A 23261-nucleotide genomic window follows, 5' to 3' on the forward strand; every position below is an offset into this window, starting at 1 on the left:
AGTATCTGTCCTTGATGGCCGATAGGGTGGCGTCATCCAACCCACCACCGCAAGGAGCACCACATGGCACTGACCCTCTACCACCACCCGCACTCCCGCTCTGCCGGTATCCGCGTGATGCTGGAAGAGCTGGGCGTCGATTACGAAGCAAAGCTCGTGGACCTGCAGGCGGGCGAGCAGCGCAGGCCTGAATTCCTCGCGCTCAACCCGCTCGGCAAGCTGCCGACGCTGGTGGACGGCGACACCGTGGTGACCGAGCAGGTGGCGGTCTACCTGCACCTGGCCGATCGCTTTCCGGAAGCCGGTCTCGCGCCCGCCATCGGCGATCCCGAACGCGGGAGCTACCTGCGCTGGTTGGTGTACTACGCCTCCTGCTTCGAGCCCGCCGTGGTCGATCGCTCACTCAAGCGGGGCCCGGCCGAGCCCAGCGTGTCCCCGTACCGTGACTTCGACTCGATGCTCGGCGCGATCGAAGCACAGATCGAACGCGGGCCATGGGTACTGGGCGAGCGCTTCAGCGCGGCGGACGTGCTCTGGGGTACCGCCCTGAACTGGACGACGCAGTTCGGGCTGGTGCCGGAAACGCCCGTCATCAAGGACTACATCCAGCGCACCCAGGCGCGTCCGGCATTCCAGCGGGCGAAGGAGCTGGATGCCGCGTTGCTGGCGGCGGCATAGGCAATTTTCCGGCGTGGCCAATGCCACGCCGGCTGCATCGGCCGCCGGTGCTGCGAATCAGAACCGCGAAGCCACGAGCTCCACGTCAGCATTCGACCACGCCGTTTCGAACTCGGTGGTGGCGCCGTCCGCCTCACGCCGGCGCCCCTGCGCCTCCAGGCTTCGGGCCAGTCCCTGCAATGACCATCCATTGCCGGGATTGCGCCGCAGCTCCTCGCGGTAGACCACTTCGGCCTGCGCGGCTTCGCCGGCATCAAGCAATGCGGCCCCCAGCGCATGGCGGGTGGGAGCATGCCATCCCGGGGGTTCGTCGTAGGGGATGCGGTCTTCTATCGTCACCGCTTCGCGCAGCGCGGCGATTTCCTTGTTGGCATCCCCCGTGGCCCGCGCCAGGCCCGCGGTCAGGCTGCGTTCGGCGATCCGTACCGCATGCGCGAGCGGGTAGCGCTCCCACACCATCATCCGGTCCATCGCGGGATCCGCGGCCAAGGGCCGCAGGGCCGAAAGGTGCGCACGCGCGTCGTCAGTGCGCCCCTGTCGGGCAGCCGCGGTGCCCTGCGCGTAGTGCCAGATCGCGGTGACGTAGGGCAGGTCCGGTGCTGGATTGGGCATGGCCGCGATCTCCTCCCAGCGTCCGAAGCGCACGTGGTCGAACACCGGTGTCATCCAGTAGTGCTGCAGGCCCTCGAAGCCGGGTTCGCGCAGCATCCCCGTGCCGATGATGCGTTCGGCGGTGGTGGTCGCGGCGCCGCGCGCGATGCCGCTGGCCCCTTCCATGCTGGCCGCGAACCACAGGAAGTGGTGGTTGTGCGGCACGTAGCCGAGCGGGTACACGCCGCGCGCATTGGCACCGCATAGCGCGAGGTAGGCGTCGTCCGCTTCCACCGCCCGCTGGTTGGCGATGACCGCATCGTGCCAGCGGCCGACGCGCGCGTAGATGTGCGCGGGCATGTGCACCAGGTGTCCCGATCCAGGTACCAGGTCCCGCAGCCGGTCTGCGGCCGCTGCTCCACGTTCCGGGGCGTCGGAGGCCTCGACTGCATGCACGTAGAGATGCAGCGCGCCGGGATGGTCCGGATTGCGTGCCATGACCGACTCGAGCGTCGAGACGATCTCCCTGGTGTGGCCGACCGGCTGGTGCTGTTCGTCGTAATAGGACCAGGGCTGCAGATCCATCAGGGCTTCGGCGTGCAGCACCGCGGCATCGAGGTCGTCCGGGCGGGAGGCGGTCAGCTGGCGGGTCGCGTCGGCCCACGCACGGTCGAGTGCGGTGCGGTCATCGGGTGGCGCATCGGCATAGCGCGCGGCCAGGGCCTGGATGAACGCCTGTGCCCGCGCATCCGCCTTCGGCACCAGCTCCAGGGCCTTCTGCGTGCGCTGCCAGGCGTCGTCGTTGTCGACGGGGTCCATGCCCGCGTTGACATGGGGACCGAGCACGTAGGCCGCGCCCCACCAACACATCGCACATTCCGGGTCGAGCTCGGTGGCCCTGACGAACGCGCGTTCGGCGGCGTCGTGGTTGAAGCCGTACGCCAGCATCAGTCCCTGGTCGAACCATCGCTGTACCTGCGGGTGGTCGCTGTCGATGGGGAAGGAGTGGTCGCCGAGGCCATCCAGAAGGGTGGTGAGCAGTGCCGCTTCCGGCGGCGACACCGATGGTTGGGTGGCCGCGACGTCGTCGCGGGTGGTGCAGGCGGTGGCGGCAAGGCATGTCGCGACGGCAGTCGCGAGCATCGTGGTTCGGGTGGTGGCACGGGACATCGGGGACCTCCTTGGGAAGTCCGGGGCTCCCGTTGTGGACCTGCCCCATGGCCCCGTCAAGTGCCATGTGTTGATACCGTAGGCGACCTTCTGCAGGAGTCCCGGGTGCGCATGTCCCTTACCGTCCGTTGGCTGCGACTTTGCGCGTTTGCATGTCTGGTGGTGCTCTCCGGCTGTGCCACGGTGGCGCCTCCACCAAGTGGACCCGGCCCCGGCGTGGTGAGGGCGGACATCGCCAGGCGGATGCCCGCGCACGTGGATGACCGGGCGGGCTGGGCAGCGGACATCCAGATGGCCTTCCAGGCGCTGGAGATCACTCCCAATCCCGAGAACATCTGCGCCGTGCTGGCGGTGACAGAGCAGGAGTCCGGCTACAAGGCCGATCCGCCGGTAGCGAACCTGCCTGCCATTGCGCGAAGGGAGATCGAACGCAGGGCCGCCGAGGTGCACGTTCCGCGGTTCGTGGTGGGGCAGGCACTGAAGCTCAAATCCTCTGACCGCCGCAGCTACGAGGAGCGGCTCGCCACGGTGCGAACCGAGCGCGAGCTCAGCGAGCTCTACGAGGATCTGATCGGCAAGGTGCCGCTGGGCGGCAGGCTGTTCGACGGGTTCAACCCGGTGGAAACCGGCGGGCCGATGCAAGTGAGCATTCCGTTTGCCGAGGCCAATGCGGACCGCTATCCGTACCCCGTGCACGCCAGCATCCGCCAGGAAGTGTTCACCCGGCGCGGCGGAATGTACTTCGGGATCGCCCACCTGCTGGGCTACCAGACGCCGTATACCCGCAAGGTGCATCGCTTTGCCGACTTCAATGCCGGCTGGTACGCCAGTCGCAATGCCGCCTTCCAGAATGCGGTGGCGGTGGCTACCGGGCGGGAGCTCGCGTTGGATGGCGACCTGCTGGTGCCGGGGGCACCGATGGAGCGGCCGGGCGAAACCGAACGCGCGGTGCGCTCGCTGGCGAATGAGCTGGGCATGGACGAACGCAGCATCCGCTCGGCGCTCGAGGGTGCCGACCGGCTGGACTTCAACGACTCGTGGCTGTTCAAGCGTGTGTTCGAGCTGGCCGAAGCCCGCGGTGGCCGGCCGCTGCCGCGGGCGATGATCCCGGGCATCAAGCTCGACAGCCCCAAGATCACACGCGAGCTCACGACGGAGTGGTTCGCCACGCGAGTGGATGCGCGCTACCGCCGCTGCATGGCGCAGTAGCGTCTCCGCTCCCGCTGTAGGAGCGACTTCAGTCGCGACCGCGCAACCTCATCTCCCGACCGTGGTCGCGACTGAAGTCGCTCCTACAAAGGCGCTAGCCGGAGCGGCGCTGCTCCACCCGTTCCTTCACCAGCAGCTTGCGGCGGATGAACTCGCTGTGGGGGACGTGCAGCAGATCCGCCACGCGGCGGACCAGGTGTTCCTCGTGCATGTCCAGCCGGGCATCGGCGAACGCCACTTCCCATAGCCACTCCACCAGCTCCGCCCGCTGATCCGCGTCCAGACCGGCACGCAGGTCCTTGGTGAGGTCGTAGGTGGACACCGCCTGTCGGCGCGCATCGTGCGCCTCATGCAGCAGGTCTTCGCGCTCTTCGGGCGAAATGCCGAATGCCTTGCCAATGGCCTCATGGACGATGGCCATCTCCACCTGCTCGCCGCCCTCGTCGGTGACCGACATCTCCAGCAGCAATGCGGCGGCTGCGCGGGGCAGGGCATGTGGATCGTCGGATGGCTCGTACCGGTTGACGATGCTCTTGAGGTTCTCGAACCAGGAGGTCATGTTCAGGTTCCTGTCGCGCGGTGAGCACTTGGAACTGGGGGCGCAGGGCGCGGTGTCAACCCGCCGGCCGCCCGAGTCCGCACTGCAGGCGGTTCCGGACTGGGGTACAAATAAAGGGTTGCCCCGAGGGGCCGACCGACTGAACCGGAGAACCAAGCCTTGAAGAAGACCCTGCTCTGCGTCGCGACCGCCGTCGCGCTTTCCGTGGCGGCCCCGCTGGCCGCCCGCGATATCGACCGCTGCCAGGATGGCGCCTGCGATCTCCAGCCCCTGTTCCAGGCCGACACCGACGCCGCGGGCGGCGGCGATGCCATTCCTGCCGCACGCATGGGCGAGTGGGGCATCGACACCGACGGCATGGACACCACCGTCGACCCCGGCGACGACTTCTTCGCCTACGTCAGCGGCAACTGGGCCGAGAACACCGAGATCCCCTCCGACCGCTCCATGTACGGCTCCTTCCTGGTCCTGCGGGACCTGTCCGAGGCGCGCCTGCGCCAGTTGGTCGAGAGCTACCCGGCAGGCGATCCCGCCACCGGCGGCGATGCCGCGAAGATCGGCTCGCTCTACCAGGCATTCATGGACGAGGCGACCATCGAATCGCTGGGCGCCAAGCCGCTGCAGCCGCACCTTGACGCCATTGCCGCAGCGGAAAGCAAGGAAGACATGGCCCGCCTGATGGGCGAGGCACATGGCGGCTTCGGTGCCAGCCTGTTCGGCGCCTACGTCTCAGACGACCAGCGCAACCCGGACAGCTACGCGCTGTACCTGAGCCAGTCCGGCATCGGCCTGGGTGACCGCGCCATGTACCTGGACGAGAAGTTCGAGCCGCAGCGCGAGCGCTATGTCGAGTACATCGCCCAGATGCTCGAGCTGGCCGGCTGGGAGGAGCCGCAGCAACGCGCGGAAGACGTGATGCGCATGGAGACCCGCATCGCCGAGGCGCACTGGACCCGCGCCGACAGCCGCGACCGTTCCAAGACCTACAATCCGGTCGCGCTGGAAGAATTCGATACCACCGCGCCGGGCTTCCCCTGGTCGACCTTCTTCAACGCCGCCGGCGTCGACTACGCCGAGCAGGCCGTGGTGCGGCAGGACAGCGCATTCCCGGAGATGGCGAAGGTCTTTGCCGACACCGATCTCGACACGCTCAAGGCCTGGCAGGCCTTCCACGTGGTGGATGAAGTCGCACCGCTCCTGTCGAAGGAGTTCGTCGACGCCGAGTACGAGTTCCGTGCCAAGTTCCTGTCCGGCCAGCCCGAGCAGCGCCCGCGCTGGAAGCGGGGCGTCGGCTTTGCCCAGGATGCGATGGGCGAGGCGATCGGCCGCGACTTCGTCGAGCTGTATTTCCCGCCCGACGCCAAGGCCAAGATGGACGAGCTTGTCGCGAACGTGAAGGCGGCCATGGGTGCGCGGCTCGACCAGCTCGACTGGATGGGGACGGAGACCAAGAAGGAGGCCCGCGCCAAGCTGGAGAACTTCGGCCTGAAGATCGGCCATCCCGACAAGTGGCGTGACTACGCCGACCTGCAGGTCGTGGCGGGAGACGTGGTCGGCAATGCCGAACGTTCGCGTGGATTCGAGTGGGATTACGACCGCGTGCGCATCGGCAAGCCGGTGGACAAGGACGAGTGGGGCATGACGCCGCAGACGGTCAACGCCTACTACTCCTCGGTCAAGAACGAGATCGTGTTCCCGGCCGCGATCCTGCAGCCGCCGTTCTTCGATCCCGATGCCGACCCGGCGGTGAACTATGGCGCTATCGGCGGCGTGATCGGCCACGAGATCATCCACGGCTTCGACGACCAGGGCCGCAAGTCCGACGGCACCGGCCTGCTGCGTGACTGGTGGACCGCAGAGGACGCGGAGCAGTTCGAGGCTGAAGCTGCAAAGCTCGGTGCGCAGTACGAGAGCTATGAGTTCTCGCAGCTGCCGGACATGCACATCAACGGCGCCGTCGCGATGGGCGAGAACATCGGCGATCTCGGCGGCCTGACCATCGCGCTGGAGGCCTATCGCCGCTCTCTGGATGGCAAGCCGGCACCGGTGATCGACGGCTTCACCGGCGAGCAGCGCCTGTTCATGGGCTGGGCGCAGGTCTGGCGCACCCTGTGGCGCGACGACGCACTGCGCCAGCAACTGGTGAACGGCACCCACTCGCCGGGGCACATCCGCGCCTTCGCACCGCTGCGCAACATCGATGCCTGGTACGACGCCTTCGAAGTGACCGAAGACGACAAGCTGTGGATCGCCCCGGAAGACCGCGTCCGCATCTGGTAACAAGTCGTCCGCTCCACAAAAGCCCCCCGGCTACCCGGGGGGTTTTCTTCTCAGTGAGCCCCTGTAGGAGCGGCTTCAGCCGCGACCAGAAACCGTCCTTCCGCGGCATTCCCCAATCGCGGCTGAAGCCGCTCCTACAACCGCATCACGTCTTCCAAAGGCACTGGGCACGGCGATGCAGCCGGCTTCGGCCACATACAACAGCCCGCCGAAGCGGGCTCATCGCCAAGGCGTTGCCGCGACCTATTCGAGGACCGCGACGGCCAATGCAATGACGAACACCGCCATGGCGGGTGATCCGACGGCGATCAATTCCAGTCGTCGCGGTAGCGGGCGCGGTGCCGTCAGCTGCAAGTAGCTCAGAATCCCTGTGATCCCTGCAAACAGTGACAACGCGAAGCAAACCGCGAAGCAGAGCATTATCGCGCCGAGCAACGGCATCCCGCAGAACTCGGCGTCCCGGGACGGATTTGGATGCAGGAATTCGACGCGCATATAGGTGAAGAACGCGGCCGGAACGAGAACCGACATCGCGCCCAAGGTCAGCGAGGCCGTGCGCCATCCGCCGTGCGCTCTGGAGTCAATGGTCACAGGCACCAGGAATCACTCGCCGCACGCGCGCGCTTCGGCGCCGCCTGTTGGTGAACCGGCACCAGCACCCGCACCGCCACCGGCATCCACGAGCGCGGCCGGCTGGCCATCAATGTCCGTAAAGGGTGATCCGCTGACCACCCGGCCGCCGCTCGAGGTGGCGTCTCCGAGTACAACCCACATCCTTGTCATGTTTTCTCCGTGTCCTTCGACCTGTGAAGTCTAGCGGAGTCGCGGATCGGCGCTGTTGGTCCGGAGCTCCTTCTCGCATAACCTGCAGATTGCAGTACGCACTCCGGGGATGGAGCCTGCGTGTCATCGATGCCAAAGAGGTTGTCTGATGCGAAATGCACGACTCGTTCTCGCCCTGGTTGTTGCAACGCTCGCCCCCATTGCCGCATGCACGCAACCGACCCCGGGTGAGGCGGACGTGTTGCTGCCCAAGCTGCCGCCGCTGCCGCCGGGAGCGGATGACGCGAGGTTTGCAGCCCTGCTTATCGGTCGCCCCGTGGTGCACGACGGGTGCGTGAAGGTCCGGGATTCGACTGGTGGACTGCGTACCGTCCTCTGGCATCCGGAAACCGAGCTGGAAGAACGGGAAGGGAAGTTCTTCCTCAGGAACACGCTTTCCGGGAAAGCCTACGCGTTCGGGGAGCAGTTGCGCGGCGGCGGTGGCGAAGTGCCTGCGGCCAACGTGGCGCAGCAGTACCCCGAGATTGCGGCCCGCTGCGGCCCGCCGTACTGGATTGGTTATCTTCCGTATCCAATCCAGACGCCGCCCAAGTAAGCACGCACGCCGCGGATACCGTCGTGGCTGGTCAATCCGTCGCGGGCGGGGAGTGTTCTGCCCGGTGCGTACGGAGCCATGCCAACCCGGACCTTGGATCGCTGGCAGGGCCAGTCAGGCTGCACCGCCCGGCATGCAGTTCCCCTTGGTGCTCGGTCGCATACACCACGTACTGCTGGCCCCTTTTGAAACGATAGCCGCACGATGCCCCGTCGGCTGCGGAAACGACAACCACGGTGTCCGCGTGTGCACCCGTGAAGGGCTCCAGAACACGGAACGTGTAATCAATGGGACGGGCACTGCTCATGGTCGTGGGGTCAGGCCGACCCCCAAACGCCACAGAAGCCGGTTCCACCACGTATTGGGCGGCTGCGAATCCTCGACGCGGATGACTTCGCCCATGAACACATCCGATGCCCGCGCAGCCTCTTCCGCCGGACTACCAGGGGGCGCGCAGGAGCAGGCAGTCGCATGAAAGGGATGGAGCGCTGCGAGGACCAGCAGAGCGGCGATGCTGATTTTCATGAAGACCTTCATTCGGGCAGTAGATCACGGCCTCCCGTCAACGCCCCGTATCGGACGGCTGCGCCAGTGTTCTTCCTCAAACCGGCGACCGGCTGACGTATCCTGCAGCCTGCATCACGCGCAGCAGGGCAGGGGGCTCAAACGTGGCCGACGCAGACACCAAGTCCCTTCTTCCGTCTGGGGGAGAAGGTGCCCGAACGACGAATCAGGGCAGCCCGGGCGACACAGCCGAGGCCAACGCCGCTGCCGATGCCTTCATCGAAAAGTGGCGAGGCGTCAAAGCGTCGGAGCTCTCCACCTCCCAATCCTTCCTGATCGACCTCTGCCACCTGCTGGGCGCCGAGACGCCGCATCCCACGGCCGATCAGGACTACATGTTCGAACGGCCGATCACCTTTGCCCACGGCGACGGCAGCAGCAGCGCCGGGCGCATCGACCTGTACCGCCGCGGCGCTTTCGTCCTCGAATCCAAGAAGCTCAAGCAGGCCGCTCACACCAAGGGCTTCGACGATGCCCTGCTGCGCGCCCGCAGCCAGGCCGAGAACTACGCCCGTGCGCTGCCCGCCGCCGAGGGCCGGCCGCCGTTTGTGGTGGTGGTCGATGTCGGCCACCGCAGACCCTGACCGGCATGTACAACGTGCTGGAGAAGCTGCGCAGCGGCGAACCTCTCACAGCCAAGGAGCGCACCGTCCACGAACAGGGCCTCGTCTCCGTCCTGCGCCAACTACACGACGAGCTCGACGAAGCCGTCCTCCACGCCTACGGCTGGGGCGACCTGCTGCCCGCGCTGCGCATCGCCCACGGCAATGACCAGCCAGCCGAAGGCCAGACCCGCGACGACGCCAAGCGCGCCTTCGACGAAGCCATCCTCGAACGCCTCGTCGCCCTCAACGCCGAGCGCGCCGCCGAAGAAGCCCGCGGCGAAATCCGCTGGCTGCGCCCCGAGTTCCAGAACCCCGACGCCGCCCGCGACCGCGCGCCCGAGCAGACCCGCCTCGCCACCGACACCGCCGGCGAGGAGCAAGCCGACCCCGACGCCACCCCCGTACCGCTGCCGCCCAATACCAAACCGCAACCCTGGCCGAAGGACACCGTTGACCAGGTCCGCGCCGTCGCCGACCTCCTCGCCGCCAGCCCTGTTCCCCTGTCCATTGACGAGATTGGCGCTCGGTTTACCGCCCGCGGCCCATGGAAGAAGCGGTTGCCCAAGCTGGTGGAAATGCTCGTTGCGTTGGGCAGGGCACAGGAGCAGGACGGGAAGATCGGATCGGCTTGATGTGGTATTTCGTATTCCCGATCGGCAACAGGTGGAGCGGGTGTAGATGAAGCTTTTCGGGAGCCTTGTTTTCATGTTGTTCGCCGCTGCCGGCTGTGCGACACCAGGCGGGTCGGGCGATCCTTTCCTGCCGCTTCTGGATCAGGTACCCGAGGGGCAAGACGAGGTTTTCCTGACGGCGGCGTTGGGCGGAGTCCCCGTCATCGAGCACGGCTGCGTCCGGATTGCCAGCATTGATGGCGAAACCCGGACTGTACTGTGGCATCGAGGCACAGAACTCGGCCGGGACGCCACCGGCTATTTCCTGCGCAACACCGTGACCGGCACGGCCTACCACTTTGGCCAGCAGATGGTTTTTGGCGGCGGAGAAATGCCCAAGAACTGGGCTGAGCGCGGCTATCCGGAAATAGCCAAGCGTTGCGGCCCGCCCTATGCCTCAGGCTGGCTGCCGCGGTGACTCGGGTGGCGGGTGAGGCAGTCGAAAAGGCCACGAGGACGAGATCACGCGCATCTGCTTGCCGCAATTGGCGCCAAGCGCTTCTTGTGCTTGCAGTGTTGGGAAGCGCGGCCTGCAGCCAGTCCACGCGGCCGTCCCGGTCTTTTGATGGCGCCATCTCCGCGGAGGAAGTTGTTGCCAGCGCCCGGCCCGCTGACACTATCGCGACCGCGAGTCTGGAAGACGTGCGCTACGAGAAGTATGCAGACACGATGGACGGCACCATGGTGTGGAGGATTGCGCAGTGCCACGCCGGGGCATGCGTTGTGGGGGAACAGCTGAAGACACGTTTCAGTGCTCCGTTCTCAACGAGCGGAGAATTCTGCGCCGCGCGCGAGGGATGTCTGAAGCGCGATTCGCTGGCGAGCTACCGCGGTGAGATGTTCCTGACCACCTTCACGCGCGCGCCGTATCTGGGGCAGGTGGCAGCCAGACGGGGAGTTCCCCTGGAGGGGTATTCCAGCCTGAATCGTGGGTACTACCTCATATACCGAGGCACGCTCTTCCATAACGATAGACACAGGTTGGTTGATGCCGATTACGAGGAGGTAACGCGGCTGCTGAAGCAAGAGTAGGAGTGCGACTGGCCCCGTTGGATATCTTCCGCTCCTTTGACTCCGGTTTAATGCGGCGCCGTTCTATCACACTGGCATGGCGTTCGAAGGCTACGAGCCCGCCCTCAAGCTCGGAATCGATAGTTTTCTACAGCACGGAAAGCAAGAATCCCTCACCGATCTCGCACCGTATCTTTGCGAGGGCTACGCGCGAACCCGCGAGGAGAGCCCCCTTGATTGGCCCGAGGCCAGCGATGTCGTGGCCGCCGCTTGTGGCGCCTTCACGATCGGAGCTGACCTGCGATTTCAGGATGGGCTCCTCATAGCGGCGCGTGCCCGGTTAGGGGGCAACAATCCAGTAGGGCCCTTCGCATCGCCCCATGTCGGTAACCTCGTTCACTGGAATTGCTTCGAGTTCCCCACCGCCGATATTTCGCGGCGATGTAGTGGCGCCCCAACGCCTCCCGCGGTCGTCAAGCACCACGAAGCCCTCGTCAGCCGCCTCAATGGCGAATCCATAGGGGAAAACGCCCAGATATCCGACTCTGGTCTCTGAATCCGGAACCACGCGCACGCAGCCATCGATCACAGACAGGCGGGCTTGGCTGAGGAGGGCGGTCATGTGCACGACTTCGCCTTCAGGCGGCCGCTTTATCGTCACCAGCAAAGGCTTGTCCTGTTGCCCACACGCGGCCAGCAGACAAGTTGCCGCCGCCAGAAGTCCGGCCTTGAAGCTGCCCATCGGGTTGCGCCATCCGTTCCAAAGTCCAAGCGAGCATAGCGACGCGACGTGGACAACATCTATCCGTGGGAACAGCCCGGTGGTCCGAAGCTTGCCCGCTGAGTCCGGAGAATGATGGGCGGTACCGTCTCCGGCTAGCCGCGATCGATCGGTAGCGGTCACGCCGGTTCCGCGTACCATCCTTAGCCGGCGCTGCGACAGGGACGTCGGCTGAACGTCACAAGGAGAACTGGCATGACAAGGATGTGGGCGGTATTGGGAGACAGTACGTCGAGTGGCGGAAAGGTCGTCACTGGCAGCGCGTTTACAGACGTTGACGGTAAACCGGTGGCGCGGGTGACCGACAAAGCGACCTGTCCGAAGCACCAGGGCACCTTCCCGATCGTGGACGGCGATCCGACCACGATCATCGACGGCCACCCGGTGGCCCTGCATGGGAGCAGGTTGGCGTGTGGGTGCGCGGTGCTGGCGGTGCAGCAAGTGCGCGTGGCGTTGCAGGCGGGTGTCGGCTCAGGCGCGCCGGCTGCCGCCGCCTCAGCCACCACCCCGATGGCGTGGAATGGTGCCGGCAGCGTTGCCGAGAGTCGCGCCGACAATGGAAGCGACGCGGGTATCACCCATGTCCATTCCGATGATCCGTACCGCCGCCCGCCGGATCCCGAAAAGGCGCGTGAAGTGGTACGGGTGTCGGACGAGGCGCTGCTTCGTGCAGGTGCCTTTCGTCCCTACGGAACAGAGTTGGAGGCGGCGCAGGCATGGGCTGCCATCGTCGAACCGATTGCCAATTCGGTCGCGTTCGAAGTCGAGGTAGGTTCAAACATCAGCCGGGTCTGGCGCCGATACCTCGAACTTCAGCATGCCGCGGCGGGTGCGAGCTCCCTGGGTTCCGGCTCGGCCGTTGAACTCGGAGCAGCGGAGACACGGCATTGAGGCGCTTGGCATTCATCGCATTGATGGTGTGCGCGGGTTGCGTAAAGAACTCACCCGTCACCCCCGGATCAGCCGCCACGAGTCCGACCGACCCTTTGCCGTGCGCCGAGGAGGACCGTAGGAGAATCGACCCCTGCCGCGTTGGCATTGCGGATCTTCCGCGCGTGAGCGGCCACGACGAGCGCATCGTGCAGGTTACCGGCGGACTGCTGGTGCGGCGCGATGGCCTTCTGCTGGTGATGGCCGGTGACCAGCCCGAAGCGCCATTTGTCGTGCTCGATCCGACGCCGGCACTGGCGCAATGGCCGGGCATGGACGTGGACGACTTTGTGGACTATCGGGTCCAGATCACTGGCCGTTACACCTCCGTCGATGTTCGGGCGCCTGCGGTGCAGGGGGCCGGTGGAACACTGTCAGCGGAGCGCATCGGGCGTCATGCGCTTCTGACGCCGTATGTCGGTAAGGACGATCCCCGTTATCCCAATGGGAAATCTCCCTACGAGAGGGCCTGTTTCCCTTGGGCCGGAGCGGCAGACGAGATCTGCCGATACGAGATCAGCGGGGTAGTTCAAATGGGCGATTACGCGCCGCGTAACGTCCAGACCATCGGGTTCGTGCGGCTGGTTGATGGTCGGCCGGTGATCTCCGAATGCGAAGGCTGGCCTGCCGCCGCCGCATGGATCGAGGGCGACCCGGCCGTCACCGCGGAACTGGCCACGAGGGCGGGGCAGTGGGTCGAGGTCACCGGCCGCTACGAGAGCAATCAGCGCGGCGATCGTGTCCCTCCCAACGTCATGGGATGGCTCGCAACGGAATCGGCTGATACCGCACAGAGGCCCGCGACTCTGTCCAGCTATTGCGCGGAGCTGGACTGAACGAGCTCCTCCGTCAGTACAACCCGACATCCTTTGTATGGCCGGAATCACCGCGGATTCAGAATGCCGGCGACGGCGAGACGTTCAGCTTGAGGCGGCCGTCTCGACGCCGGCACGACGGGCCGCCGCCTATCGTGCGGGCTCCGGGTTGATTGACCCCAATGGCAGTAGCGCATGTCCCGTACGACCTCCGCTTGTCCCGTCACGCTTGATCCTGCTACTTCGGCCACCGCGCCGGGCGCCAACAACGAGGCGCTGTCCGACTCGCTCGCAGAGCACATCAAGGCCGCCGAATTTCCGTGTGTAGGCGCCAAGGCCGCACTGTCCCAGGGCGGACTGCGCTGCGTGACCCTCGGCCGTCTCGGCGATCGCGCCAACGATGCATTGCTGCTGGATGCCTTGGAGGGCTTTGCGGCAGAGCTGGACCAGTTGGATGGGGAAGACCTGACCCTGCATTCGCTGGCCGCGGTATTCGACGGTCCCGGCGACACTGACGAGCAGCGTTTCGAAGCCCTTCTCTGGTCGCAACTGCAGCGCTTGCACGCGCTGGACGTGCGGCGAGGCCAGGGCTGGTCGCCGGACGTTGGCCGTGACCCGGACGCTCCCGATTTCAGCCTGAGCCTGGCCGGGCATCCGTTCTTCGTGATCGGGCTGCACTCTGGCGCCTCGCGCATTGCACGGCGGCTGCCGAACCCTGCGATGGTGTTCAATTCGCATAGCCAGTTCGACCGGCTCCGCGCGGACGGTCGTTACGCACGGATGCAGAAGGCCATCCGCCAGCGAGACACCGAATTGCAGGGCTCGATCAACCCCAATCTCGCCGATTTCGGCACCGCGCCAGAGACGCGCCAGTACAGTGGCCGGGCCGTGGAGAAGGACTGGCGCTGCCCCTTCCACGCCATGCAACCGACGAGGAAGAAGTGACCCGGATGACTACGAAAGACACCGAGGCGACCCGCATCGATCCATGTTCGGCACGGTCGGTTGACCTGGAGGCCGGCGACGAGCTGGTCATCATCGACCCGGAAGGACAGCAGGTCAGCGACCTGGTCGCCTTCGCGCGCGACGACACGCGGGAGTACCTCTCCTCCGGCCGCTCCATCGACTATGCCTCCAGACTGTGGCTCACCACCGGCGATCTGCTGTACTCGAATCGCAGCCGGCCCATGTTCGAGATCATCGAAGACACTTGCGGCCGCCACGACTTCACCCTCACTCCCTGTTCGAAGGACACGTTCTCGATCATCTATGGCGAGACGGAGGGAAGGCCCGGCTGCGAGGGCAACTTGGCGTCGGCACTGGCACCCTATGGCATCGGGGTGGACCAGGTGCCGATCGCTTTCAACGTGTTCATGCACGTGGCCGTGGACGCCGGCACCGGCCGCATCACCGTGGAGCCGCCGTTGAGCAAGGCGGGCGACCACGTGCGCCTGCGTGCGTTGATGCCAATGGTCGCGGCGATGACGGCGTGTTCGGCGGGGCAGTCGAACAATTTCCGATACAAGCCCATCGACTTCCGCGTCGAACGGGCGGCAAGGGAGAACAAGTGATGACGCTGCGCAAGGAACTCGTAAGGGCATCGACCGTGCTGCTCGCTGCCGGAGTGCTGGGCGGCTGCGGTGGGCAGGAAGCACCGACCGCGTCGGCGGATCCCGTTGGCGCGCCCGCTCCGCAGGAGGCAATGCCTGGCGACAACGACCCCGGCGACATCAAGGGGCAGGTCCCGACGGACCTGATCGTCTCCACCAACGAACCGTTCTGGCAGGCACGCGCCGAAGACGGCGTGGTCGTGCTGGAGGGGGCTGGCGTAGAAGGACGGCGCATGCCGATCCACGCCTCGGACATCGATACGTCGACCGACCCCCAGACACGGCTGATCCGTGCCGGCGACGACGCGGGCAAGGTCGAGTTGCGCATCACGGACGCTGCCTGCCAGGACGACATGTCCGGCGCGAGCTTCCCGATGACGGGGACCTTGTCCATCGATGGCGGCGAACCGATCCGGGGCTGCGCGCGCCCGGCATCGATGCCGCCCCCGCGCCCACCGGGTGAGGATGCAGTTGCCGAATCAATCCCCGCACGTTTCACCGGCTACTGGGCGCCCGAAGATGCCAACTGCGACCGCCAGAGCGTCGGTGGCCTGGAGATCACCGAACGTGAGCTGCGTTTTCACGAAAGCGTCGCGGTTCCGCAGTACTTGGAACTGCTGGACGACGACACGCTAGTGGTCACCGCCAGTTACAGCGGGGAAGGTCAGCAGTGGACCGAAGAGCGCACGCTGACGTTGTCTGGCGACGGGCAGCTGACCATCGAGGGGCCGGAAGGGGACGCCTTCACCCGGGTCCGTTGCCCGGGCGGCGGCTGACGAGCGTCTGACAGCCGGTGAGGGCGCGGGCCTACCGCGGTGACACATCCCGGCGCCGGCGGACGCCGGGATGTGCGATCCATGGTCAGCGCAGGTCGACCTCCCCGACCTTGTCCTGGTAGTCCTTCTTAGGGTCGACGCCCAGCAGCATCTTCACGCCCGCCAGCAGGCTGTGCTCGTTGAGCCAGACCTCGGCTTCGGTGGCGTCGAAGCGCAACAGCCTCAGCTTGGGGTCGTCCTTGCCACCTTCGAACCAGGCGGCGGTGAAGCGGTTCCACAAGCGGTCCACCACCGCGCGGTCGGTGTGGACCTGCAGGGTCCCGTGCATGGTGGCGAACAGTTCGTGGTCCTTGGAGGCGAAGGTGGCGAAGCCTTTGCGGGGGCTCGCCAGTTGCCGGGCCAGCTCGGTATCGCTGGAGGTGAAGAACCAGATCGGCGCGTGGTGGTCCTCCGACATGGCCGTCATCGGATGGATGTGGCCGCCGTCGTTGCCTTCGAGGCCCAGCATGACGGTGCGGTCGTCTTCGAGCGCATCCCAGAGCTTGGCTTCCAGTTCCTTCGGGCTGGTCATCGTTGTTTCTCCTGGTATGGGGGGAATGGCATGCCAAAGGCAGCGCCCCATTTACTAACCGAAGCCCCCTTAGAGGCGTGTGAGAGGTGCGTGCGGGTAATATCGGCGGGCGAGCCATGGGGCGTGGCCGGAATCCCGGATCCGCGGGCCGCTTTGTTCTGGGGGAAGGCAATGGCGACATCATTTCTTGTGCTCGGCACCCTGGTGCTGGTGGCGGCCGGTTGCGCGGCGTGGCTGTTCCGGCGCCGCGGGCGTTCGCCGGGCCGGGTGTCCGGAACCAATGCGGCATCCCGCGTGGACGCGAGCGGCACCGTCGATGCAGTGGCTCAAGACGGGTACGCGCCGGCAGGGGAGATACCCGTTTCCACGGATCTGTTGCCGGACGCCCTGCCGCATCGGCTGTATGCGCTGGCATTCGAGCAGCCGATGCTTGCGCGCCCCCCGGCAGCGCCAGGTTCCGCGCACGCCGAGGTGGCTGCAGCGGCGGCGGACCTGTTGTCCCGTATCGACACCCAGCGCAGGTACACACCTCGCAGGCCGCTCCTGCTGCCGCAACTGATGCGGACCATCAATGATCCGAGCGCGTCCGCACAGGCCATCGCGGCGATCATCGGGCAGGATCCGGCGCTGGCAGCGAACCTGCTGCGGATCGCCGGCAGTCCGCTGTACCGGGTGCAGTCCAAGCCGGTGGACAGCATCGACCGGGCCGTGGCGATGGTGGGTACTGACGGGCTGCGGCAGATCATCTCCGCGGCGCTGGTACAGCCGGTGATGGGGTCCGGCAGTGGGGCGTTCGCCGGCTTTCCCGGCACGATGTGGGAGCACGCGCTGATGTCCGCGGTGGCCGCGGCCGACCACGCCAAGCTCGTGGAGCGTGGCGACGCCTTTGCCGCGCAACTGGGCGGGCTCCTGCAGGGCTTGGCCGCGATCATCGTGGTCCAGGTGGTGCGGGACCAGTACGCCAAGCGGCCCGGCGTCGCGCCGCAGGTGGGGGTTGCCGTCGCCCTGCTGGACCGATGGACGGATCCGGTGGCGCGTCGCATTGCCGCGAAGTGGGAGCTGTCGGACGCGATCGCACAGGCGCTGGCGGAGCAGGGTGCCGCGGCACCGAAGCAGGGGGCACTGGCGAGGTCGCTCTGCTTTGGACGCAGCGCGGCGACCCTGGCGATGCTCTGCGCCCGCGACGCGGTGGCGGAACATGATGCCCTCCAGGCGCTGCACCTGATCGAAGGCAGGGGCGGCACGGCAGTGGATGGCATCTGGAGGCGCCTGCGGCGTGAAGTGGACGCCCAGGAGGCCGGCTGAGCACACTCGCCGGTTGCCCGGGAGCGCTTGCTGCTGCGGGCTTCGCCGTGCCCCACTCACCTCAGGTTAAGTAAAATCAATCACTTGCACGCGGTTTTTACGGGCGCCCTGAGAAACTACGGGCGTTCCGTTGGAACCACGAACCCGGACTGCGCGCCTCCGACGGAGTGAATGGCGCACCCGGATCAAGCGCAAGGAGAATTGCATGAACAACAACATCCGAGAACAGAAGATCGAGACCCTCAACGAGCTGCTGGCCGTGACGCGCGACAGCGCCGAGTTCTACGAGGATGCCTCCACCAAGGCGAAGAACCCGCAACTGCAGACGCTGTTTGCCGACATGGCGCAGTCGAAGAACTCGCTTGTCGGCGCGCTTTCCAGCGAGGTGAAGCTGGAGGGGGCGAAGCCGGATACCGACGGTACCTTCCGCGGCACGCTGCATCGCATGTACGGCGACGTACGCGGGAAGATGGGCAGCGACGACTACGGTTACGTGGCCCAGCTGGAGGAATCCGAGGACCGGATGCTCCACGCGTTCAAGGACGTGCTGGAGGACGACGACGCCCCGGCCACCGTCAAGCAGGCCGTGCAGTCCTACCTGCCGACGGTGAAGCAGCAGCACGACACCATGCGTGACCGGAAGTGGGCGATGGAGTCCACCCGCCACTGATCGCGATGCCACATCGTGAGCACGAAAAGACGCCGGTCCCACCGGCGTCTTTTTTTGGCTGGTTTATGGCTCCGGCACGTGCATCTGGGCGGAGCGGCGAGGCCAGTGGCGAAGTCAGTCCGATTTCCCGGCAGGGGTGCCGGCATCCGGATCGAGGGCCGCGTAGTCGGGGTCCTCGTTGTCGTGGACGTGGCCTAGCGCCTCGCACAGCCGGCGGTCCAGGCGATCGAGATCCAGGATGACCTTCTTGGAGTGCACGTCCCTGACGGCAGTTAACGGCACCACGAAATCGCCGGCGTTCTGGACGTTGATCACCATCTCCTGGTCGCGGACCTCGCGGACGGCCGCGACGCCCATTTCTCCATCGGCTACGAAGACCATGAATCCCGCTTCGATATCCTGCTGCATGTCGGCTCCGGTGCTTTGGGTGGATAGCGATCATCGGGCGTCGCCGGTTCGGGACCGGTGAAGTCGTGCGGTTCGATCAATGCCGGGCTTCGATGTCCCCGGCGGGCAGGCGCGCCGAGCGGCCACTGATTCGTTCGAACTCCAGTACATCGTGCGAGCAGAACAGGTCGAGCCTCGTGTCGGCACGATGGCGCAGTTCGCGCAGCCGGGCCTGGTTCCGCAGGCGCGCCTCCCGGTCTTTCTCCATCATCCACTGGTAGAGCCGCAGTCCGGGCGTGCAGCGCGGGTGGCCCGGGTCCATTTCGTCGCGATGGAAATAGGCGTCCCCGGCGAGGAGCCTCCAGCCTTCGCCGGTCTGGATGGCCACCCCTGCATGGCCGTGGGTATGACCCGGCAGCGGGACCAGCAGGATCTCGGGCGGAAGACCGTCCAGTCCGCGTACCGCACCGAACCCCATCCATTCCTCCCCGCGTGGGCCGTCGTAGACCTTCCAGTGCGGGCGAGTCGACCACTGCTGCGGACGGAACCGCTGCCGGTCCAGCCAGGTCTCCTGCAGCAGTGCATGGTCACGCTCCCGCGCCATCATGTGCACCTGGGCCCGCGGGAAGTCGTCAAGGCCGCCAGCGTGGTCGAAGTCGAGGTGGGTCAGCACGATGTGGCTCACGTCCGCCGGGTCGAAGCCCAAATGCTGTATCTGTCTCACCGCTGTCATCTGCTCACGGAAGTCCGGTCGTACCAGCGCCAGGAAGAAGCGGCTCAGGCGCGAGTACGGATCGGCGACATCCCGCAGCCCGAGGCCGGTGTCGACCAGCACCAGCGACTCCGGGGTTTCCACCAGGATGCAGTGGCAAGCCAGGTGCCCGCGTTCGAACACGCCCGGTGTGAAGCCATCCTTGAGGCGACCGCCCAAAGGGCATGTGGAGATGCAGTTGAGGTGATGGAGACGCATGACGACGGCCCGGGCCGGGAACCCGGATTCTCCCGGGCCAGCGGTCCAAGCTACGTGATGTGCGGACTGTGTCGGCTGCGTCCCGCAAGGGTATCCATGGGTCCGCACCTTGACCGGTTTCACGGAACCTCCCGCGCGCGCGCCATAGGGTGGATCCGTCACGCGGTCCGCGCCGGAAGGCGCGGTCACTGCCTACCAGGGACGGGAAGCGGCGGGGCGTGCAATGTCAGGGACAGGGGTGCCGATGAAAGAAGCTGCGTGGATGCTGGCTGGCCTCGAGCATGTCGAGGAGGCAGTGATGGTCACTGATGCGGACCTGCTCAACGGTCCGCGCATTCTTTACGTCAACAGTGCATTCGAATGCACGACCGGCTGGCATCGTGCAGATGTCCTGGGCCGATCCTCAAGCATCCTCCATGGGCCGGACACCGACAGGCTCGAGCTCCAGCGCGTGCGCGACACCCTCGCCAAAGGCCGCGCAGTAAGGGCAACGCTGCTCCAGTACGCGCGCGACGGGCGCACGTACTGGAGTCGGTCGCGCATCCACCCGATAGCCGGGGAGGGAGGCGCATTCGAGGCATTCGTTTCCTTGCAGACCGACCTGACCGTCGAGCATCGGCTCAATGCCGAGCGGGGCCGGCTGGCGGAGTGGTTTGAACGCGGAGCGTCGGGCGCGCTCAGTGCGCTCTACATGCTGTCGCCGAGGCGCGACGGTGAGGGTCGGATCGTCGACTTCACCTGCGAATACTGCAACCCGATGGGTGGCCTACTGATGCGCCGCGATCCGCGCGCACTGGTGGGGCGAAGCGTTCGCGAAGCCGTGCCCGGCAGCCGGATCGAAAAGCTGGTCGCGCTGTGTCGGGAGGTGATGGATGACCAGCAGCCCAGGATCGAGGAGTACGAGGTGCCGGAGTACCCGGCCAGCATGCGCTGGCTCCGCCACCAGATCGTGCCCCTGAGCGATGGCGTGACCATCTCCGCCGAAAACATCACCGCGCGGAAGACCGCCGAGATCGAGCTGCGGCAGCGGGAAGGGATGCTGCACGCATTCCTGGAAAACTGCCCCGGGCTGGCGTGGATCGCCGACGACAAGGGAAACATGCTGGCGGCCAATGCCGCCTACATCGAGCTGCTGCAGAGCATGGGCAGCCGCCCGCTTCCTGCGACGCTGTGGGAGTTGTATCCGAAGGAGCAGGCCGACCTCTACCTGCAGAACACCATCCGCGTGGCCGATTCCGGGCAACCGGAGCGGGTGCTCGAACCCAGCGTCAGGAGCGATGGCTCGATGGGTCTGTTCGAGACGTTCAAGTTCCCGCTGGGGCCGCGGGGCGAGGTGCGCCTCGTGGGTGGCATCGCGATCGACATCACCGATCGCGAGGGCGAGCACCGCATTGCGGAGCGCCTGGCCAGCATCGTCCGGTCTTCCGGTGATGCCATCATTTCCCTGGATCCTGCGGGGCACATCCTGAGCTGGAACCGGGGTGCGGACGAGTTGTATGGGCATGCGGCAGAGGAGGCCATCGGATCGCACCTGTCGCTGTTGGTGCCGCCCGACCGGATCGCCGAGTCGGAGACGATGATCGACCGCGTGCTGGCGGGCGAATCGCTGGTACGGTTCGAGACCGTCCGCATGCGCCGGAACGGCGGGCTGGCGCACGTGCAACTCTCGCTGTCGTCGATCGCCGACCGGGACGGGCGCTGCGTCGGGATTTCCGAGATCGCCACCGATATCGGCGAACGCCACCGGCAGGAGGCGCAGAGCCGCTACTTCGCCGAGCACGACCCGGTTACCGGCGCGCTCAACGAGCACGGGCTTCTGCTGGCCACTGCCCGGCGCATCCGCGAGCGGCCGGGCGACTGCGCGGTGATGTTGCGGCTTTCAATGGACCGCTATTTCGAGTTCCGCGATGTATTTGGTGCGACCCACGCCGCCGAGATGATGCGCCAGGTCATCAGGCGCCTGGAGCAGGCGGGGGATGTCCAGCCGCAGGAGGTCGCGCTGGTCGGTCCGAATGAATTCGCGATGCTAGCCGGCTGTTGGGGCGGGGGCGAAGCCGAGTTGGCCGAACGGCTGGAGGCGTTGCAGGCGCACATGGGCCGGCCGCTGGAGGTAAAGGGGATCGAGGTCAGCCTGCGCGCTCAATGCGGAGGCGCGATGTTCCCGCGCCACGCCGACAACGCGGAGGAGTTGCTGCGCTGTGCCGACCTCGCGCTGGGCATCTCGCGGCGGCGGGCCGATCGGCGTCCGGTGGTGTACGACCCGGCGATGGGCACCGATGTCGCCTACCAGGTCCGGTTGCAGCATGAGCTGCGGCGCGCCGTCGAGCGCGGGCAACTGCGCGTGGTGCTGCAGCCCATCTACGACAGCCGCGGACCCGCGGCCCGGATCATCGGCATGGAGGCGCTCGCACGATGGACCCACCCGGAGCTGGGCGTCGTTCCACCGCAGCAGTTCATCCCGGTAGCCGAGGAATCCGGGCTCATCTGCGAGATCGGATCGTTCGTATTGAAGGAAGCCTGTCGACTCAAGGCCGCCGTGGACGCAGCCGGCCACGAGGAACTGTTCCTCAGCGTCAACGTCTCCCGCGACCAGTTCCGCGCCGGTGGACTGCCGGAGGAGGTCGCCGCAGCGCTCGAGGCGAGTGGCGTGGCCGGGGACCGGCTGGAGCTGGAGATCACCGAGAGCCTGTTGATGGAACACACCGCCGAGGGTGAGCAGCAACTGGCGCGGCTGGGGCGCATGGGCGTGGGCCTCGTGGTGGACGACTTCGGGACGGGCTACTCCAGCCTCGCCTACCTGCAGCGTTTTCCGCTCACCAAGCTCAAGATCGATCGCAGCTTCGTCTCTGGACTACCGCAAGACCGCGGCGCCAACGAGATCGTGCGGACGATCCTCGCGCTGGCCGGATCCCTCGGGCTGAAGGCCGTGGCCGAAGGGGTGGAGACTGCCGAGCAGCACGATGCGCTGCAGCAGCTCGGGTGTCGCCAGTACCAGGGTTACCTGTTCAGCCACCCGCTCGAAGCCGGCGAGTTCAAGTCTTTGCTGGTTCGCCGCAACCAGGGCGGCGCTCCCAGCCAGGCTTGACCGGGGCAGGCTTGACCCGGATCAGGGCAGCACGGAAGGGGCGGGGCGAAGATGGCATCGTCCCCGCTGGAGCAGGTGCATGGAATACCACATCGACATGGGCCGGCAGGTCCCGGACCTGGACCTCCTTGAGGATGCGGTCCTCGCCGAGGATCCGGCCGCCGTGGTCGACCTCGACCCCTCCGGCCAGGTGCTGCGCGTATCGACGTCCAGCGATACACAGGACCTGGTGCGGGTGCTGGTCGACGCCGGATACGCCGTCGGCCGCCGCAACGTCACCACCATCCCCTCCGTCTGCTGCGGGGGGTGCAGCGGCTAGCTGTGATCTCTCAGTAGGTTGTTCATCCGGGGTGGTCCCGGAAGACTGGAGGTGCGAATCAGCCACCCCTCCAGGAGCCCCGGATGAACCTGCATAAACATGCCCGCCTTAGCCCTCGCGGTCGAGCCCTGCTCGTGGACCGCATCTTGATTCAGGGCCTGCGCGTGGAAGAAGCCGCACACGCCGCCGGCGTGAGCGTTCGAACAGCGTACAAGTGGCTGAAACGGTTCAAGGAAGAAGGTTCGGGCGGGTTAACCGATCGATCCTCGAGACCGCGGCACTGTCCCCACGCGACAGCGCCACGGATCGTGGATCAGGTGCTGGAG

The 23261-nt window shown here is 66.3% G+C and carries 26 protein-coding genes; 18 read left to right on the forward strand and 8 right to left on the reverse strand.

All coding sequences use genetic code 11. The features are described from left to right. The first annotated feature begins 63 nt into the window (after nucleotides 1–63). The gene (locus B5D37_RS13850; protein WP_078759328.1) at nucleotides 64–678 is read left to right on the forward strand and encodes a glutathione S-transferase family protein; all 615 of its coding nucleotides are present in this window, start codon (nucleotides 64–66) and stop codon (nucleotides 676–678) included. 57 nt (nucleotides 679–735) lie between these two features. Here B5D37_RS13850 and B5D37_RS13855 read toward each other — a convergent pair whose 3' ends face one another. Further along, entirely contained in the window at nucleotides 736–2439 is a 1704-nt protein-coding gene (locus B5D37_RS13855; protein ID WP_078759329.1) for a tetratricopeptide repeat protein, read from the reverse strand. Nucleotides 2440–2550: 111 nt separating this feature from the next. Between B5D37_RS13855 and B5D37_RS13860 the strand changes: the two genes are divergently transcribed. After that, complete coding sequence (locus B5D37_RS13860) at nucleotides 2551–3648, forward strand: DUF1615 domain-containing protein (RefSeq protein ID WP_078759330.1); 1098 nt, start codon at nucleotides 2551–2553, stop codon at nucleotides 3646–3648. Between the two features lie 94 nt (nucleotides 3649–3742). On the opposite strand, the gene B5D37_RS13865 is transcribed toward B5D37_RS13860, so the two are convergent. Next, a complete protein-coding gene (locus B5D37_RS13865; RefSeq protein WP_078759331.1) occupies nucleotides 3743–4207 on the reverse strand; it encodes a tellurite resistance TerB family protein in 465 nt (154 codons plus the stop codon). A gap of 159 nt (nucleotides 4208–4366) precedes the next feature. Here B5D37_RS13865 and B5D37_RS13870 point away from each other — a divergent pair, with 159 nt between their 5' ends. Beyond that, nucleotides 4367–6487 (forward strand): M13 family metallopeptidase, encoded by a 2121-nt coding sequence (locus B5D37_RS13870; protein ID WP_078759332.1) that lies wholly within the window; start codon nucleotides 4367–4369, stop codon nucleotides 6485–6487. Nucleotides 6488–6730: 243 nt separating this feature from the next. Here B5D37_RS13870 and B5D37_RS13875 read toward each other — a convergent pair whose 3' ends face one another. Then, nucleotides 6731–7084, reverse strand: coding sequence for a hypothetical protein (locus B5D37_RS13875; protein WP_143814336.1), 354 nt, complete (start codon nucleotides 7082–7084; stop codon nucleotides 6731–6733). A 334-nt stretch (nucleotides 7085–7418) separates the two neighbouring features. Here B5D37_RS13875 and B5D37_RS13880 point away from each other — a divergent pair, with 334 nt between their 5' ends. Continuing rightward, nucleotides 7419–7865 carry a hypothetical protein gene (locus B5D37_RS13880; protein WP_159447409.1) on the forward strand — a complete coding sequence of 149 codons (447 nt, stop codon included), beginning with the start codon at nucleotides 7419–7421 and terminating at the stop codon, nucleotides 7863–7865. A 303-nt stretch (nucleotides 7866–8168) separates the two neighbouring features. Here B5D37_RS13880 and B5D37_RS15125 read toward each other — a convergent pair whose 3' ends face one another. Continuing rightward, on the reverse strand, nucleotides 8169–8390 hold the full coding sequence (locus tag B5D37_RS15125; protein WP_234987912.1) for a hypothetical protein: 222 nt from the start codon (nucleotides 8388–8390) through the stop codon (nucleotides 8169–8171). A gap of 143 nt (nucleotides 8391–8533) precedes the next feature. On the opposite strand from B5D37_RS15125, the gene B5D37_RS13885 reads away from it, so the two are divergent. From B5D37_RS13885 to B5D37_RS13900, 4 genes are all read left to right on the forward strand, one after another. After that, entirely contained in the window at nucleotides 8534–9013 is a 480-nt protein-coding gene (locus tag B5D37_RS13885; RefSeq protein ID WP_078759335.1) for a type IIL restriction-modification enzyme MmeI, read from the forward strand. A 5-nt stretch (nucleotides 9014–9018) separates the two neighbouring features. Beyond that, entirely contained in the window at nucleotides 9019–9666 is a 648-nt protein-coding gene (locus B5D37_RS14745) for a hypothetical protein (protein ID WP_200809258.1), read from the forward strand. 46 nt (nucleotides 9667–9712) lie between these two features. Next, complete coding sequence (locus B5D37_RS13895) at nucleotides 9713–10123, forward strand: hypothetical protein (RefSeq protein ID WP_143814339.1); 411 nt, start codon at nucleotides 9713–9715, stop codon at nucleotides 10121–10123. Nucleotides 10124–10347: 224 nt separating this feature from the next. Continuing rightward, nucleotides 10348–10737 carry a hypothetical protein gene (locus B5D37_RS13900; protein ID WP_143814340.1) on the forward strand — a complete coding sequence of 130 codons (390 nt, stop codon included), beginning with the start codon at nucleotides 10348–10350 and terminating at the stop codon, nucleotides 10735–10737. A gap of 319 nt (nucleotides 10738–11056) precedes the next feature. On the opposite strand, the gene B5D37_RS13905 is transcribed toward B5D37_RS13900, so the two are convergent. Continuing rightward, complete coding sequence (locus B5D37_RS13905) at nucleotides 11057–11458, reverse strand: hypothetical protein (protein ID WP_078759338.1); 402 nt, start codon at nucleotides 11456–11458, stop codon at nucleotides 11057–11059. 234 nt (nucleotides 11459–11692) lie between these two features. On the opposite strand from B5D37_RS13905, the gene B5D37_RS13910 reads away from it, so the two are divergent. From B5D37_RS13910 to B5D37_RS13930, 5 genes are all read left to right on the forward strand, one after another. After that, entirely contained in the window at nucleotides 11693–12388 is a 696-nt protein-coding gene (locus B5D37_RS13910) for a PAAR domain-containing protein (RefSeq protein WP_078759339.1), read from the forward strand. Between the two features lie 164 nt (nucleotides 12389–12552). Then, nucleotides 12553–13263: a hypothetical protein gene (locus tag B5D37_RS13915; RefSeq protein ID WP_078759340.1), complete on the forward strand. Its 711-nt coding sequence runs from the start codon at nucleotides 12553–12555 to the stop codon at nucleotides 13261–13263. A gap of 174 nt (nucleotides 13264–13437) precedes the next feature. Next, nucleotides 13438–14187: a guanitoxin biosynthesis heme-dependent pre-guanitoxin N-hydroxylase GntA gene (gntA, locus tag B5D37_RS13920; protein ID WP_078759341.1), complete on the forward strand. Its 750-nt coding sequence runs from the start codon at nucleotides 13438–13440 to the stop codon at nucleotides 14185–14187. Nucleotides 14188–14192: 5 nt separating this feature from the next. Further along, entirely contained in the window at nucleotides 14193–14813 is a 621-nt protein-coding gene (locus B5D37_RS13925; RefSeq protein ID WP_078759342.1) for a DUF1989 domain-containing protein, read from the forward strand. Further along, on the forward strand, nucleotides 14813–15628 hold the full coding sequence (locus tag B5D37_RS13930) for a hypothetical protein (protein ID WP_078759343.1): 816 nt from the start codon (nucleotides 14813–14815) through the stop codon (nucleotides 15626–15628). Before B5D37_RS13925 ends, B5D37_RS13930 begins: the two co-directional genes overlap by 1 nt. Nucleotides 15629–15713: 85 nt before the next feature. Here the strand turns inward: B5D37_RS13930 and B5D37_RS13935 are convergent, their stop codons facing one another. Continuing rightward, nucleotides 15714–16199: a pyridoxamine 5'-phosphate oxidase family protein gene (locus B5D37_RS13935; protein WP_078759344.1), complete on the reverse strand. Its 486-nt coding sequence runs from the start codon at nucleotides 16197–16199 to the stop codon at nucleotides 15714–15716. Nucleotides 16200–16370: 171 nt separating this feature from the next. Between B5D37_RS13935 and B5D37_RS13940 the strand changes: the two genes are divergently transcribed. Next, a complete protein-coding gene (locus B5D37_RS13940) occupies nucleotides 16371–17504 on the forward strand; it encodes an HDOD domain-containing protein (protein ID WP_159447410.1) in 1134 nt (377 codons plus the stop codon). Between the two features lie 205 nt (nucleotides 17505–17709). Further along, on the forward strand, nucleotides 17710–18174 hold the full coding sequence (locus tag B5D37_RS13945; RefSeq protein ID WP_078759346.1) for a PA2169 family four-helix-bundle protein: 465 nt from the start codon (nucleotides 17710–17712) through the stop codon (nucleotides 18172–18174). Nucleotides 18175–18288: 114 nt separating this feature from the next. Here the strand turns inward: B5D37_RS13945 and B5D37_RS13950 are convergent, their stop codons facing one another. Continuing rightward, a complete protein-coding gene (locus B5D37_RS13950; RefSeq protein WP_078759347.1) occupies nucleotides 18289–18582 on the reverse strand; it encodes a hypothetical protein in 294 nt (97 codons plus the stop codon). Nucleotides 18583–18658: 76 nt separating this feature from the next. Continuing rightward, complete coding sequence (locus tag B5D37_RS13955; protein ID WP_078759348.1) at nucleotides 18659–19531, reverse strand: MBL fold metallo-hydrolase; 873 nt, start codon at nucleotides 19529–19531, stop codon at nucleotides 18659–18661. Nucleotides 19532–19775: 244 nt separating this feature from the next. On the opposite strand from B5D37_RS13955, the gene B5D37_RS13960 reads away from it, so the two are divergent. The 3 genes from B5D37_RS13960 to B5D37_RS13970 form a co-directional block, all read left to right on the forward strand. Next, nucleotides 19776–22616, forward strand: coding sequence for a sensor domain-containing protein (locus B5D37_RS13960; protein ID WP_159447411.1), 2841 nt, complete (start codon nucleotides 19776–19778; stop codon nucleotides 22614–22616). 79 nt (nucleotides 22617–22695) lie between these two features. Beyond that, nucleotides 22696–22935, forward strand: coding sequence for a hypothetical protein (locus B5D37_RS13965; RefSeq protein WP_078759350.1), 240 nt, complete (start codon nucleotides 22696–22698; stop codon nucleotides 22933–22935). Between the two features lie 83 nt (nucleotides 22936–23018). Further along, on the forward strand, nucleotides 23019–23261 hold a 243-nt coding region (locus tag B5D37_RS13970), incomplete at its 3' end, for a leucine zipper domain-containing protein (protein ID WP_143814141.1).

Origin of the sequence: Lysobacter spongiicola DSM 21749 (assembly GCF_900167055.1) — a bacterium.
GTDB classification, from domain to species: domain Bacteria; phylum Pseudomonadota; class Gammaproteobacteria; order Xanthomonadales; family Xanthomonadaceae; genus Novilysobacter; species Novilysobacter spongiicola.